A 15,066-nucleotide genomic window follows, 5' to 3' on the forward strand; every position below is an offset into this window, starting at 1 on the left:
CTAGGAGGTTATTTCAGGCATTGCAGCCTTATTTGACTCCTAAACGTCTCGCACCCATCCCTTTAATAAATCAGCCAAAGCGCCATGATACTCTGGAATTTCAGCAATCAAGGCTAGAATTTCCGGTTCGTTGGTACACAAAACGGCTTGATGTAGTTGCTCTATCCAAGTCGTCGGCATCACTTGCAGGGAGTCCCTGTCAAGGGGGACAGCAGGCTGGTTTTGCAGATCGGAAGTTAATGATACATCCTCTACAGGACTTCCTTCGTATAGATAGCGCACTCCTAAGTATTGATCCATCTTATCAAAAATCACTGCTTTTCGAAAGGGTTTACTGACAAAATCATCACAACCCATAGCTAAAATTGGCGATCGCTCCTCTTCAAAAGCATCAGCTGTCAGAGCGATAATGATAGGGGCGCGATGTGGTGGTATGGTTTCTTTAATGTGTTTAGTAGCTTCCAAACCATCCATAACTGGCATTCTCATATCCATCCAGACCCAATCAGGTTGCCACTTAGCGCACATTGTAATCGCTTCTAAGCCATTTTCAGCCGCCTGCACCTCAAAACCCACCTTAGACAGTAAACAGACCAGTACCTGGCGATTTTCTTGGGCATCTTCTACCACCAAAATCCGATAAGATGGTTGTCCGTCAGCTAAAGCAATCACCCGTTTTTGGATAGATTGAGCCGGGATTTCTTGAGGGTCTGCTGCTTGTACGACAATGGGAAATTTGACTATTGTACCCTTTCCCACCTGGCTGATAATATCAATTTCGCCGCCCATAATTTGTACAAATTTCTGGCTAATTGGTCATCCTAAACCCGTCCATTCATTAGACTTACGACCCGTTTCAGTTTGCCCAAATGGTTTAAATAGCATATCAATTTCATCGGGAGCAATTCCTGGTCCGGTATCTTCCACCTCAAAACTGAGGATAGTTATATCGGGGGTTTCATAGTTCTGAGACTGAACTCGCAGGGTAACTCATCCTGATTCCGTAAACTTAATGGCATTTCCCAATAAATTAATCAAAACTTTTCGCAGTTTATTTTCCTCTTTAACATAGGTAACAAAATTATTATGCACCTAAAACTCTAGTTTTAAGCCATTATTTTTACTTCTTAAATCCAGTATTTTGTGTAAGTTTTTCAGAAGATAGTAAAGGTCAAAACTGATTTGATTAAACGTAATGCGACCCCCTTCAATTTTCGACATTTCTAGGACATCGTTAATCAGTTCTAATAGATGCTCTCACGAACGACCAATAATTTTGATATATTCCTGTTGGGCTAAATTTAACTGTTCATCCCTAGCCAGAATTTGGGTAAAGCCTAAGATAGCATTTAAAGGAGTGCGTAACTCATGACTCATTTTGGTGAGAAATTCACTTTTAGCTCGATTAGCTGCATCAGAGGTTTCTTTGGCTTTATGTAACTGTTTCATCAGTTCTACTTGTTGGAAAGCGACACCTAATTGATTGGCAATTTGAGCTAATATACTCACTTCTCGATGCCTCCACTCTCTGGGGAAATTGTGTTGATAGGCGGCAATCATTCCCCATTGAGTTTCCCATAAAAATACGGGAGTAATCATATAGGATCTAATCATAAATTCATCGATGAGGACTCGATGAGAATCGGAAAGGGGAGATTTGTAAATATCATCAACCGTCTGTTGATGGTAAATTTGATTGATATTTCCCTGACTCTCCTGTAAATGTAAATAAAACCAAGTATTAGGGTCAGTTAGATTGAGAAACTGGGGACAGTTTGGCGCGACGGACTCAAACAAAAACTTGCCTTTTCCTTGGGGTAAAAGTCGGTAAACTACAACGCGATCGCATCTGAGAATTTGGCGCACAGCTTGAGCAGTAGCCCTAAAAATCATATCCATATCCAGAGTTTGGCGTATGGTTTCAATTAACCTGGATAAAGCCCTTTCCTGTTGAGCGGCTTTGGTTTGTTCTGTGGATTCTTTCTGCGCCTGGGTGAGCAATTATGCTTGTGGCAAAGCCACCCCCAATTGTAGGGCTATTTTCTGTACAAATTCGACCTCATAACTTTTCCAATTGCGAGAATATGAGCATTGATGAATACATAGTAAACCCCAGAGATGGCTCCCTTTTTGCCGGGAAATTACCAAATTTGCTCTCACCTAAAACTTAGCCAAAAGTTGAATATAGCAAGGGTATAAATTTGCTTCATAAATATCAGCAATGGATTGAATGCGGGAGTTTTTGTATTCCTCCACAAATGAATTGGCGAAACAAGAATCATGAACTTGCCAATTTAAAGCTGATTCAAACTCAGGTCAAACATCTTCCGAGACAAAATTACCATCCCGGTAATTAGAGAGGGGATGAAAGCTAAATATAGCCACTCTGTCGGCGTTCAAAAGTTGGCGGACTTCGGCGGTAGCTGTAGCAAAAATTGTGTTAATATCTAAGGTGCGCCTGATTTTATCAATCACTTAGGCTAAGGCTCGTTCTCGTTGGGCTTCCCTGGCTAAGTGTTCGGCTTGGCGACGTATTTGAGTTTTGACTCGCACTAGGACTTCTTCTACCTGAAAAGGCTTAGTAATATAATCTACTCCACCTATAGTAAAAGCCTTGACTTGATCAGGAAGTTCATCTAAAGCGCTCATAAAAATCACCGGAATTTCTGCCGTAATTTCATCAGCTTTCAGTTGCAAACAAACCTCATAACCGTCCATATCAGGCATTTTGATATCTAGTAGCACCAAATCAGGAGGTGACGCTTTAGCCGTAATCAAGGCCATTTTTCCTTTGGTCACTCTCCTGACATTGTAGCCCTGCTCCGTCAACATTTGGGAAAGCAGTCGCAAGTTATCCGGTTTATCGTCAACCAGTAAAATATTGCCAAATTGGGATGTGTTTGGGGGCCGCATCATTAGCGTGTCGGTAAACCGGATAGCTAGAATAGGTAGCCAATAGTCAAGGGAATTGACAAAATACCTCAAAAGCGAGGGAAGTTGATATTTTCCCCCAATGGTTGCCTTGAGAGCAACCCTACCATTTACCTAGAAGGTAAGCAGGAGGGCTGTCTTGTTTATAGATATCCCGCCGGGTGAGGTGGGATGTCTCCCAGTTTCCTAGTTTACCATAATTGCTGTCCAGGGATAATTTTGGATAACCGCTCCTGTAGCGGGGTTGGTGCTGGTCGTTCACAGAGATGTCATATCAATGCTACAACTTCGCCAAATCTCTCATTTAATCTAAGAACTATCAAGCGATTAATGGGAGTGTTAACGATGCAAGATTCTCTAAAATCCTCTGTGCGTCCTATTCAGCCTGTGGCTTATTTATCGATGCTTTTGTTGGGTGCGGGGCTTACTTTTGGTGTTGTTTCCCTTACTCCTAATGCTGGTTCTTCCCGTGAGAGTACCGGTGAAACTAACAGTGGAGTGGCAGATATGAACCCTGGGATGGTTTCTCCGGGTCACGTTTTGGCACAAAATCCTAATGTAGTCAGTGCTGTGGTGGAGCGGGTGGGAGCAGCAGTGGTTCAAATTGATACAGCCAGAACTGTAGAAACTCAGGTTCCTGATGTATTTAATGACCCGTTTTTCCGACGGTTTTTTGGCCAACGACTCCCTAGTGGTCCGGGGCGGCGAGTTGTTCAGGGTTCCGGTTCGGGTTTTATTGTGGGTTCTGATGGTCGGATTTTGACTAATGCTCATGTGGTCGAGGGAGCCACCCGAGTGCGGGTGACTTTGCGCGATGGTCGCCAGTTTGATGGGGAAGTGTTGGGAACTGACCCGGTGACTGATGTGGCTGTGGTGAAAATTCCGGCGCAAAATCTCCCGACTGTGAGTTTGGGTAATTCTGACCTATTGCGACCGGGAGAAATGGCGATCGCTATTGGTAATCCCCTAGGCTTAGAAAACACTGTCACCATGGGTATTATTAGTGCTACCGGTCGCTCTAGTGGCTCTATTGGCGCACCGGATAAACGGGTGAGTTTTATTCAAACTGATGCGGCGATTAATCCGGGTAATTCGGGGGGACCTTTACTTAATCAAAATGGTGAGGTCATTGGTATGAACACGGCTATTATCCAAGGCGCACAGGGTTTAGGTTTTGCTATTCCGATTAATCGGGTTGGGAATATCGCTGATCAAATTGTGGCTAATGGTCACGTTGATCATCCATTTTTGGGTATTCAAATGGTGAGTTTAAACCCCGAAGTTAAGCAGAATATTAATAATGATCCCAACAGTGGTTTAAAGGTTGATACAGACCAAGGGGTGTTAGTTGTCCGTGTGGTTCCTAATTCTCCAGCCGCTCAGGCTGGACTCCGAGTGGGTGATGTGATTTCTCAAATTAATGGTCAAATCATTCGGGACGCAGCGGAGGTTCAACAGTTGGTTGAACAAACGGGAGTAGGTCATCAATTACGATTGGAATTACGCCGCAATGGTCAAAGTCAAGGTTTCGCGGTTCGCACCGGAACTTTGAGAGAACAAAGTTAGGTTAAGTCGATATTATCAATTCTGACCAGAGACCAGGTATATCTGTGAAGATAAGGGGTGTCTTGTCTCTAAGAAAGAGGGAAATTTCCCTCTTTTAATTATCTTGAGGGTGGACAGGCTCTTAAAAGCTGCTGGTAAGTCATCTCCATCGCCAGGATTTACCGGCAAATCACCCATCCAAAATACTGGTTAAAAATAGCCAATAATTACCCAACATAAACTCTGATAATTTGCATAAATTGACCTCGGATACCTCAAATTTTACCAGCATTTAAAATTTCTATGGCTGCCCGATCGCCTGCTCCTTTTACCCCCAATACCTGGCGCATTTGTCGATATTCAGTTAACATTTGTTCTCGTTTTGTGGAGTTAGGAAAAAGTTGGATAACCTGGTTAAAAATGGCTTCTGGTGTCACTTCATCTTGTAGCAATTCTGGCACAATTTCCTTCATTTGGACTAAATTGGGAGGAGCCATAAAGGGGATGGAAAAATGGAGAAGGTGACGAGCGACCAAAGCGGTAATTTGACTCACTCGATAAACGACAACTTGGGGAACTTCCAGTAAAGCTAATTCAAGGTTAACGGTACCTGACTTGGCGATCGCCAAATCAGCGCCGGCTAGTACATCAGTTTTATTTTCTACTAAAGAAGCCCGGAGATTATATTGTAAAATACCCCGTTCAATATCTGCCCGATACTTTTCTAAAGATAATGGAATCCAAAAACGCACCAATGGAAACTGAGCCTGAAGAGTGGCGGCGGCTTGAAATATAATGGGCATTAAATAGCGAATTTCCTGCTGTCGGGAAGCGGGAAGTAAGGCGATCGCTATTTCCTCAGTAGCAATACCCAAATTTTCCCGGGCTTGGTGGCGGCTGGGGTAGGCTGTAATCCGGTCAATAAGCGGATGCCCTACCCAGGTCACTTTCGCGCCTTTAGCGGCAAAATAGCGGGCTTCCTGGGGAAAAATGGCAAGGATGCGATCGCTAAAATTGACGATTTGATTAGTATTGCGCGATCCCATAGACCAAACCCACTCCTGGGGGGCAATATAATAGATAATGGGAATCTCCGGGAATCTGCCTTTAATGAGATTACCGATACCGATATTAGGTCCCATGTAATCAATTAAAATAGCGACATCGACAGGGTTTTCTTGCAGATAACGCCTGACCCTAGCCTGCATTTGCAATGTAGGGATAAAATAGGGCAAAGACTCCCAAATTCCGACCGCACCAATAGCGGTAGTATCCCCCAACAATTGGGCTCCGGCGGCTGCGGTTTGCGGCCCTCCCAAAGCAGTAATTTCCAAGCTATAACCTTTAATTTCGGCTTGTCGGCGCAAGGCTGCTACCAATAGCGCCGCCTGCATATCTCCTGAAACCTCCCCGGTGCTAATAAAAATCCTCATGGCGCTTCTGGTGTGACCCGTTTTCCCGGAATAAGACCGCGCCTTTCCGGTGTGAGTGAGAGACGGACAAAATTAATCAAATGGTCAAGATAGGAATTTTGGGGGAGTTGTTCCAATTGAGCGATCGCTTCTGAGAGACGGTGTGGGGTGCGGTATAAAATCCGAAATGCCTTTTTAATTAGTCCCAACTCCTCATTAGTCAAACCCGCGCGTTTAAGACCGACAGAATTAAGCGATCGCACTCGGGACGGGTTGCCTTCCACTAACATAAATGGTGGTACGTCGCGGTCAATGCGACTCATACCTCCAACCATAGAAAACTGACCAATGCGGACGAACTGATGGACTCCCAAAACGCCGCTCAACCGTGCTTTAGACTCAATATGAACATGACCCGCCAAAGCTACCCCGTTGGCAATTACCACTCCATCCTCAATGGTACAGTTATGGCCCACATGAACATAAGCCATAAGTAGATTACCATTGCCAATTTTGGTAGCTTCTCCCGCGTAGGTAGCCCGGTTAATGGTCACATATTCCCGAATGCGGTTGTCGTCGCCAATGGTAACAAAACTCACCGCCCCCTCGTATTTTAAATCCTGGGTTTCCAACCCAATAGCAGCCCCCGGAAATATCTGGTTTCTGGCTCCTATTTCTGTCCATCCTTGAATGACGGCATGGGGGCCAATGGTAGTACCAGGGCCGATTTTTACGTTTTCTCCAATAACGGCGTATGCACCCACCCGCACGGTCGGGTGCAACTGAGCACCAGGCTCGATCACTGCTGTCGGGTGGATTAAAGTGGTCATGGAAATCAAATATGTTACTGATTGACCAAATTGGTTTGCTGCCGCAATTATACGGAACTGTGGCAATTCCTGAACCTGATCTGGTGTAATTCCATTGGTCCAGTTTAAAGTTTAGGCTTTAGTCTACCAGGGAAAACATTAGTTCTCCTTCACAGGTTCTTAGCCCATCAACTTCGGCGGCTGCTTGCATATAAGCAAAACGACGGCGTTTGACGGACAGTAGTTGTACTCGCATGATTAACTGGTCGCCGGGAACTACTGGGCGGCGAAAGCGGACTTTATCAATTCCCGCAAATAGGAATAGTTTACCTTCCATGTCTGGCAGTTGGGTCAGTACAATGCCGCCCACTTGAGCCATGGCTTCTACGATTAGCACCCCAGGCATAATTGGCCGACCGGGGAAGTGTCCCTGAAAGTGGGGTTCGTTGATGGTGACATTTTTAATTCCGGTTGCTCGTTCTCCGGGAATATACTCGATAATGCGATCGACTAGGGCGAAAGGATAGCGGTGGGGTAGCAGTTTTTGGATTTCTGCGATCGCTAAAGTGTTTTCCGGTGCTAATTGGGAGTTGCTGTTATCCTGAAGATCGGCGGTCGTGTTAACTGTGGACATTCTTTAAATATTAAACGTTGCTGTTGGTAGGGGTTTGGCTAATGCGACGCACTAACTCGACGTGCAAGTGATGACCAGCTTTATAGGCGAGATAGTGGGCGAGTGGGATAGTTCCCAGTAAACTGAGATCTCCTACTAAGTCTAAGATTTTATGACGCGCTGGCTCATTTGCAAATCTTAGGGGCGGATTTATCCAACCCGAATGGGAACAGACGATCGCATTATCTAGGCTTCCTCCCTTGATTAATCCAGCTTTTTGTAGGGCTTCTATCTGTGAGGCTAGGGTGAAAGTCCGGGCGGGGGCAATTTCTGTGATAAAGTTTTGCTCATCGGGACTCCAACTATGCCACTGGTTCCCGATAGGCGCCACTTCAAAATCAATGCCGTAGGTAAATCGTGTTTCGGTGGAGGGTATAGCCATCACGAAGGCATCTCCCTGACGCACAGAGATTTCTTGATTGAGGGGTGCTACTATTGGCTGTGGTTCAATTTCTTTCAGCCCGGCTGCTGCTATGGCTTCTGACCACGGTTTGGCGGAGCCGTCTAATAGGGGCAATTCTGGTCCGTTAACTTCTATGCGTGCGTGACTGACTCCCCCGGCGGTGAGGGCAGATAACAGGTGTTCTACGGTGCGAATACTGGCGCTATCACTATTTCCCAGTTCTGTTGATAGGGTGGTAGACCTTACTGATTCACAACTGGCTGTAATTATTGGGCATTCCGGTAGGTCAACTCGGACAAAGTGCCTTCCGCCTCTGGTGGCTGGCAGAATTTTTACGGTGGTGATTTCACCGCTATGGAGTCCGACTCCTGATTGGCTTATGGCTTGGGCTAGGGTGTATTGTTGAGCAAGACTCATGGGACTTTATGAATTTATGGCATTTCTGAGCGATCATGATACAGATACATTTAACCCGGAAAAATCTAGCAATTGCTGGAAGTTTCTGAGTATGGCACAATCTGGAATGAAATTATCGCGCCATTGGCGGAGGTATCTCTCAAAGCCTTCAATAAAATGTTGAAAGCGCCATTTACATCACGCCCAATAGCGTGACCGCAGTCGGGACAAACAAATTGTTTGTTGCCTCTTAGCTTTGTGTGAATGTGGCCACACTTGGAGCAGGTTTTACTGGTGTACTCTTCCGTCACATCTACTACAACACAGCCATAGTGCGAAACGTTTAGGAGACCAAATAGGGCTGCGATGCCTGAAATAACCTCCTAGTGGGACTTCCACCCCTTGGTGGAATTAATGGGATTCATACCTCTGACCATCCCATAACTATCTATGTGTTCTCAAAATCTGGTCTCGGAGTTGTGACCCGACAACCAGATCAGGCAAAGAGACTCAAGGTCAAGACCAAAGCGAAAGAAAGAGGGAATCGGTTCCCCTCGAGTATAACGTAAAGGTTGAGAGTAACGGCGGTAGCCACCCCCAATTTTAGGATTCATAACCAGTCAGATTGAAGCGGGGAACGGAAGGCGTAATGAGGAACCTACCTCTAACTCGACCACTGCCAACCATCCATGATTAGGGAAACCGAACGTCTGGCTTGAACCATCGTACCATGATTAGGGAAACCGAACGTCTGGCTTGAACCATCGTAAGTGTTAAGTAGCGAAATAGGTTGATACGCTGCGTCTAAAACAAAGGCAAGGGGAAAAGTAGGGTACTTATGACATCACCTACACAGACCTTTAAAAGTACCCCGGTGGAAAGGACGAATCTAAAGATGGAATGCCCGCATAGATGGAACGTTGAAACTCCTTATTGGCTCTCAAGTGGCAGGATGTACCTGTGGAGTAGTGAAAAGTGTAAGCGTATGCCTTTAAGGGGAAAGGATGTGACTGAAAGCTAATGCCTAACTGTAATGGTTAGGATATGCCCACTAGTCACGGTGTGGATATAGAGACCGCGACAACTAAGAGTGTTTATGACCAGAGCGAGTTAATGACTACGTGGTTGTATATAGCTCCGAAAGTTGAGGTCATAAAGCAGGGGGTTGTAGCCCTGTTCCCACTGACAAAGGGGTATCCATATCAGGAGCCGTATGAGGTGAAAGTCTCAAGTACGGTTTGGAATTGGAGTTGGGGAAGGTGACTTCCCTTTCGACCATAACTTTAGCCGCTTGATGCTTCAATGTTTGCTGAAAACGGTAATGAGACCATGTAACCATTTTCCGTGCTGTCTTAGTTGACAGCCGTCGCTTGCCTCGTTTGACCATATTTTTGACCTCAAATTTAGGCAAAAATATGACTTTGTACTTGCTGCATAGATAGTTAGCTGCTTTCTTGTGCAGCTCTGAAACCAGGTCACGAATTTTCACCCGAATCTTTTGTGCAGCTTTTCGCAGACAGTGCCGTAGGCGCTTAAATTGGCGTCCCTTGGATAGACCAATTCGAGACATTAACCTATCGAGGTGGGTAGCCAGTCGATAAATACGTCCCATGTCCGACTTGCCAATTTCCCAAATTTCTTGCCCGTCAAACCCAGTTAGAAATGTCCTTACCCCTGGATCAAGGGCGATGGCTAGGTCGCTGTTTAGTGGTTCTAGCTTAGGCGCATCTATGGCATAACAGATAAACCAGCGCCCTCTATCTAGCACCAAGGTGGGCTCGTGGTGCATCTTGTCGATAATTGGCTCACTTGCCTTGAACCTTAATCCCTTGGTCTGTGTCGGATAAAATGTCCCCTTTTTCCAATTATCTTTTGGAAATCGGATAGACTTAACCGGGTCGCGCACAGACCGAAACTTAGCATCTCCCCCTGATTTTATTGCTGCTTTGTGCGCCTCATCAGCTTGGAATACCGCCAATTGGCGTGGGTTATATGGGGTTTGGCTTACCCAAAATGGAGCCGTATCCATGACCGTTTTCCGTAGGTCATATTTACCAATCCTCTTAGTTTTAAGTATGGCAATGGCTTGATTAAAGCACCATCGGGCGGCGGATATCCATTGAAACCACGTCTTAGCCAAGGCTGTCTCTGGGTAAATCCGAATCTTCTTTGATAACAGACTTGTATTTCCTGAGTCCGTACCATCGACAACTGAAGACGTGGACAATGGCAAGGATATCTTCAACCATTTCTGGTTCTGGAGATAAGTCACGTTTGTTGAGAACCACGAGTTGGCAATTTTGCTGTTGACAGAACCATTCGATGAGGTCAAAACCGAACCGAACGAGTCGGTCTTGGTGCGAGACCACAACTTCTCTGACGTTTCCTGACAGAACTTGTCCCAAAAGGGAAAGTAATCCTTTGCGCTTGTAGTTGAGTCCGGAGCCGATGTCTTTGATAATGAGTCCGTCTGTGAACATCGATTGCAGGTAATTTGCTTGTCGTTACTGGTCTGATTTTTGTTTGTACGAGCTAACTCTGGCGTAAAGGATTCTGATTCTGGTATCGCCTTTTGGATTGACAACGGAATCGATAGCGTACCGTCGATGACCCGCAGGAGTTATAATTGTGCATATTTTTCCGTCTCTATCCCAGTAACGCACAGTGTTCTTTCTGAGACTTGAAGGATTTGAGACGCTTCCCTCGGTGTTGCATATTTCATGGTTGTTGTTTGACACTGTAGTCAATATACTACCATAACTGGAGAAATATTTCTGGAAATATCTTGAAATTACCTGTTAATCCCCCTCTAATCCGAAACAGTTTGACGCACCCTAGGCGCGGATAGTTCAGGGTATATTCACAAAATGTCGTTTTTGTCAAGAGGCGGATTTGGGGCGATCGCTTTTTCCTCAAAAACTCGTGCATCGGGATTTTAAAATTTTACTCGGATAATTTTATGAGGGGCGATATAATCATGGTTTTAGCTGCTTTTTTGGCGTATAGACACAGCAAGCCCTTGGAAGCGATTTATATGATGATACTCTAACCCGCATCCTGTCGTCAAGTTTTTGAGAGAAGTTATCAACAAAAATTTATCAATCTTTGGAAAATCAAAAGTTTTTGCCGAAATACATCAGGGAAACTTAACTACAGCTTGTTCACCAGTCGCTTAATACATTGCCCTCATCACCCTAAATCCCTCAATACATCAGGGAAACTTAACTACAGCTTGTTCACCAGTCGCTTAATACATTGCCCTCACCCTAAATCTGGATCCCAGAGAGGGAGAGGGACTTTGAGAGGTGATCAGATCATTTCTGAACAGGCTGTAAAGCCGGGATTAGTTTGAGTAGTTATGGCTATGTAGTTTTGTAGAGTCCCTGAAGGGAGCAACTGATCGGTGGGCCATTAGCCAGTTAAAGATGGAGATATTTCGTCTAGGGAATAGCCCATCATAGCAGGGCTGTATCTACTGTTATATCAAGATTTGTATCGCTCAGGAACAAAGTCGGAAAAACCAACTTATCCTAAAAGAAAGACCGTTTAATAATAACAAAAAGCTAATAAAAATTGAGGTAAACCAGAATGATGGATAAGTATTTGTGTCCGTGCTGTTCTGAGCCGCTTCTCATTCATATTATCGCCCATAAGAAAATTGGCTTTTGTATGAACTGTCATCAGGAAATGCCACTAATTGAGCAAAGTCGGCAAATGGCTACTGTGACCGAACCTGTAGATGTTAGCACCATAAACACAGAGCAACTGAGTCGGGATCAAGTATCTCGGTGGACCCTCCAGACCACGGCGGCGGGAATTTGGATTTTGGATCGCCAGACGAAGACGGCATTTGTTAATCCGAAAATGGCAGAAATCCTGGGATATACTCCGGAAGAGATGATTGGTAAATCTCTGTGGAAATTTATGGATGAGAGACACCCGGCATTTTCGGCGATCGCTCACCAAAATCACCCAGGCGATCGCGAAGAGAAATATAATCTGAGTCTGCGACACCGTTTAGGAAAATCGGTTTGGGTAACACTGTCGGTGCGTCCCCTATTTGATGAAGAAAACCAGTTTGAAGGAAATCTCTGCATTGCCATTGACACCAGTTCCCAAAAAGTGATGGAAGATGCCATCAAGAAACAATCACAACGGGAAGAAGCCATGGAAAGGTTAACCCAAGTGATCCGAAATTCCCTGAATTTAGAGCGGATCTTTCAGATGGCAGTGACTGAACTGGGGAAAATTTTTAAAGTCGAGTCGGTGCAAATTGTGCAGTTTATTGCCCAAGGCAAATCATGGTTAAATAGGGCTGAATATCGACAACCGACTAATTCTATATTGGCTAAAATCCCATCTAATTCGGGTAAAACCTACACTAAACAGGTGGGGTCGGAATTACCGTCAGTGTTGCGATCGCTAACCCTGAAGGTCCCCAATTCCCAAGATGAAGCCACCATTCAAGACTTCCTACAAAGCTGTCCAGGGGGGTGGCTACCAATTCCCCTGTATAGTCGCAGTCGTTTATGGGGAAGTTTAAGCCTAGTGATGACTGACCCCGGTTATCAGTGGCAAGAGTCCGACCTGAAACTGATCCATGGTTTTGCGAATCAACTGTCGATCGCCATTTATCAAGCCGAACTCTACCACCAACTAGAAGAGTCTAACCGCAAACTCCAGCAACTTGACATCATCGACAGTCTCACCGGACTGGTAAGCCGTCATGGTTTTAATGATTATCTCAGTCGCCAATGGCAGCGAATGATGGAGGAACAAGCGCCCCTATCTCTGATTTTATCGCGCGTTGAAGATTGGGAACAATACCGAGAGCAACAGGGTGACAACGCCGCTGATCAATGTTTGCGTAATGTTGCCAAAATCATTAAACATACTGTCACCCACCCTCACGGTTTGGTTGCTCGTTATCAACAGGCAGAATTTGCGGTATTATTGCCTTCTACCAATGCTCGATGGGCGGTGCGCCTAGTGGATACTATCCAGGAACAAATTGGACAACTTAGCCAAGTGTCGATTTATTCCCAAAGATTACTCAGTTTTGGGGTTGCCAGTAGCACTCCGGCGATCGGTTTACAGACTCAAACTTTAACCACGGCGGCGGAACAAGCCCTTAATCGCGGTGCTTCTCGATTTTGTCAGTGTCTGCTTTCCCAAAAAGACTAACAACAGAGTTGTTGTCGATTAGCCAACAATTATGAAACCCTCCCATGCCTTCTGATTCCATTACTGACATTCCTCAATGGCCTCTGACAATCTGGGCGATGCCTTTCTATCTGCGATCGCCTTTGGTTTCTATCGCTGCAAGCCCCATATAATAGGGATTTGTCCGCGATTTTACCATCTATTTATCCAAAATTGTTTGGCTGTCAAAATATCTAAAAGCCCGGTACTTAGACAATATTTATTAGCATATTGATGGGGAAATTAACATTAAATGATGCTAAGAATTATCACTATATGTAATTATTTGTAAACTCCTAGGCACTTTCATAAAAATCGTCTACCATAGACAAAATTGGCAACCATCATCTACATGGAATCATGCTTTTCGACATCATCACCGAAAACGGATTAGACTTGGGTATAGCTACTCCTGGTAATGACAGAATTATCATGTCTGAACTCCCCCCAGAACAGCTCGCCTATTTCAGATCCTCACCTTTTCCAGATGCGATCGCTCTGTTGGCGGGAAATGATTATGCAGTTAATGATAATACCGGACGCATTTTTTACGGAAACCAAGGTAATGACACCATTATTGGCGGCGGTGGCAATGATACCCTTTTTGGTGGTAAGGATAATGACTTATTAGAAGCAGGTGGCGGTAATAATATTCTATTCGGTAATTTGGGTAATGATACCCTAATTGGAGGGTCGGGAAACGATAGTCTTTATGGCGGCGCTGGTAATGATGTCATTATTGGAGGTCCGGGAAATAGTCTCATATCCGGCGATAAAGGCTTGGATACCTTAACAGGAGGGGGAGGCGCTAATCAATTTATCCTAGCTCCATCAACTGCTGACCGGGATCTAATTACTGACTTTCAGCCGGGAGTTGATCAAATTATTGTTTCTAATGGCGATCGTCAATTAGTCGTTCAAGCCCTAGACCCTTTCACCACCCAAATTCTCGAAAATGGCGGCGTATTAGCCACATTAAATAATGTCAGCATTTCATCTATTAGTACCAATGACTTTATCGGTGGCAGAATATTCATTCAAAACACAACCACAAATAATCCTGATGATGGACCTAACCAAGTCTTTGAGCAACAAGTCCTACAACTGGTCAACCAAGAACGCGCCCAGGAGGGTTTACAGCCCTTATCCTTAAACCGCCTATTAACTCAAGCCGCACGAAACCATAGCACCAACATGGCGTGGCAAGATTTCTTTAGTCATACTGGGCTTGATGGTTCTAGCCCCAGTGACCGCGCCCGAGCCGTAGGATTTACATCTGGGGTCGGAGAAAATATTGCCGCAGGTCATCGTACACCAGAATCTGTGGTTGAGGGGTGGATGGATAGCCCAGGACATCGCGAGAATATCCTCAATCCTAATTATACCCAAATTGGTGTTGGTCACTACTTCCTCAGCAATGACACTGGAAGTTTTAATTTAAACAACTACTGGACTCAGAAATTTGCCTTTTAGCAGTAGGTTGGGTGTAGGTACGAAACCCAACATCTTACTGAGTAGGTTGGGTGTAGGTACGAAACCCAACATCTTACTGAGTAGGTTGGGTGTAGGTACGAAACCCAACATCTTACTGCGGGTACGAAACCCACTATAAAGCCTATAACCCCTATTCTACCGTTACTCTAATGCACTCAAAAGCGATCGCATTATTAGGAGTTAGTGCAAAATGAGTGCAAT

Annotated in this window: 15 protein-coding genes and 2 pseudogenes; 3 read left to right on the forward strand and 14 right to left on the reverse strand. The window is 44.9% G+C overall.

Translation table 11 applies throughout. The features are described 5' to 3' along the window. Positions 1-39: 39 nt before the first annotated feature. The 7 genes from P5674_RS18985 to P5674_RS19010 all read right to left on the reverse strand — a co-directional run bounded on the left by P5674_RS18985 (position 40) and on the right by P5674_RS19010 (position 2,985). Positions 40-789, reverse strand: coding sequence for a response regulator (locus tag P5674_RS18985; RefSeq protein ID WP_006617104.1), 750 nt, complete (start codon positions 787-789; stop codon positions 40-42). A gap of 27 nt (positions 790-816) precedes the next feature. Then, the gene (locus P5674_RS18990; protein WP_286167506.1) at positions 817-984 is read right to left on the reverse strand and encodes an ATP-binding protein; all 168 of its coding nucleotides are present in this window, start codon (positions 982-984) and stop codon (positions 817-819) included. Between the two features lie 6 nt (positions 985-990). Then, on the reverse strand, positions 991-1,092 hold the full coding sequence (locus tag P5674_RS18995; RefSeq protein WP_006617105.1) for an ATP-binding protein: 102 nt from the start codon (positions 1,090-1,092) through the stop codon (positions 991-993). Between the two features lie 165 nt (positions 1,093-1,257). Beyond that, a complete protein-coding gene (locus tag P5674_RS19000) occupies positions 1,258-2,001 on the reverse strand; it encodes a GAF domain-containing protein (RefSeq protein ID WP_006617106.1) in 744 nt (247 codons plus the stop codon). After that, positions 2,002-2,160: a GAF domain-containing protein gene (locus P5674_RS26640; RefSeq protein ID WP_014276592.1), complete on the reverse strand. Its 159-nt coding sequence runs from the start codon at positions 2,158-2,160 to the stop codon at positions 2,002-2,004. It abuts the gene before it with no gap. A 156-nt stretch (positions 2,161-2,316) separates the two neighbouring features. Then, the gene (locus P5674_RS19005; RefSeq protein ID WP_006617107.1) at positions 2,317-2,475 is read right to left on the reverse strand and encodes a GAF domain-containing protein; all 159 of its coding nucleotides are present in this window, start codon (positions 2,473-2,475) and stop codon (positions 2,317-2,319) included. Next, entirely contained in the window at positions 2,476-2,985 is a 510-nt protein-coding gene (locus P5674_RS19010; protein WP_006624119.1) for a response regulator, read from the reverse strand. Between the two features lie 291 nt (positions 2,986-3,276). On the opposite strand from P5674_RS19010, the gene P5674_RS19015 reads away from it, so the two are divergent. Next, on the forward strand, positions 3,277-4,497 hold the full coding sequence (locus tag P5674_RS19015; RefSeq protein ID WP_006617109.1) for an HhoA/HhoB/HtrA family serine endopeptidase: 1,221 nt from the start codon (positions 3,277-3,279) through the stop codon (positions 4,495-4,497). Positions 4,498-4,751: 254 nt separating this feature from the next. On the opposite strand, the gene lpxB is transcribed toward P5674_RS19015, so the two are convergent. From lpxB to P5674_RS19050, 7 genes and pseudogenes are all read right to left on the reverse strand, one after another. Further along, the gene (gene lpxB / locus P5674_RS19020) at positions 4,752-5,909 is read right to left on the reverse strand and encodes a lipid-A-disaccharide synthase (RefSeq protein WP_006617110.1); all 1,158 of its coding nucleotides are present in this window, start codon (positions 5,907-5,909) and stop codon (positions 4,752-4,754) included. Then, complete coding sequence (lpxA, locus tag P5674_RS19025) at positions 5,906-6,718, reverse strand: acyl-ACP--UDP-N-acetylglucosamine O-acyltransferase (RefSeq protein WP_006617111.1); 813 nt, start codon at positions 6,716-6,718, stop codon at positions 5,906-5,908. Before lpxA ends, lpxB begins: the two co-directional genes overlap by 4 nt. Positions 6,719-6,836: 118 nt before the next feature. Beyond that, complete coding sequence (gene fabZ / locus P5674_RS19030; protein WP_006617112.1) at positions 6,837-7,331, reverse strand: 3-hydroxyacyl-ACP dehydratase FabZ; 495 nt, start codon at positions 7,329-7,331, stop codon at positions 6,837-6,839. A 10-nt stretch (positions 7,332-7,341) separates the two neighbouring features. Next, positions 7,342-8,190: a UDP-3-O-acyl-N-acetylglucosamine deacetylase gene (gene lpxC, locus P5674_RS19035; RefSeq protein WP_006617113.1), complete on the reverse strand. Its 849-nt coding sequence runs from the start codon at positions 8,188-8,190 to the stop codon at positions 7,342-7,344. Positions 8,191-8,255: 65 nt separating this feature from the next. Beyond that, positions 8,256-8,498 (reverse strand): annotated as a pseudogene (locus P5674_RS19040) (zinc ribbon domain-containing protein); the annotation flags it as partial. Between the two features lie 821 nt (positions 8,499-9,319). Continuing rightward, positions 9,320-10,309 carry an RNA-guided endonuclease InsQ/TnpB family protein gene (locus P5674_RS19045; RefSeq protein WP_050856792.1) on the reverse strand — a complete coding sequence of 330 codons (990 nt, stop codon included), beginning with the start codon at positions 10,307-10,309 and terminating at the stop codon, positions 9,320-9,322. After that, positions 10,302-10,891: pseudogene (locus P5674_RS19050) on the reverse strand (IS607 family transposase). The gene P5674_RS19045 and the pseudogene P5674_RS19050 overlap by 8 nt, the downstream one beginning before the upstream one ends. An 866-nt stretch (positions 10,892-11,757) precedes the next feature. Between P5674_RS19050 and P5674_RS19055 the strand changes: the two are divergent. Next, positions 11,758-13,353, forward strand: a complete 1,596-nt coding sequence (locus tag P5674_RS19055) for a sensor domain-containing diguanylate cyclase (protein WP_035738175.1) — start codon at positions 11,758-11,760, stop codon at positions 13,351-13,353. Positions 13,354-13,731: 378 nt separating this feature from the next. After that, positions 13,732-14,844, forward strand: a complete 1,113-nt coding sequence (locus P5674_RS19060; RefSeq protein WP_006616640.1) for a CAP domain-containing protein — start codon at positions 13,732-13,734, stop codon at positions 14,842-14,844. The last annotated feature ends 222 nt before the right edge of the window (positions 14,845-15,066 follow it).

The organism is Limnospira sp. PMC 289.06 (assembly GCF_032350395.1).
In the GTDB taxonomy this organism is placed as follows: Bacteria; Cyanobacteriota; Cyanobacteriia; order Cyanobacteriales; family Microcoleaceae; genus Limnospira; species Limnospira platensis.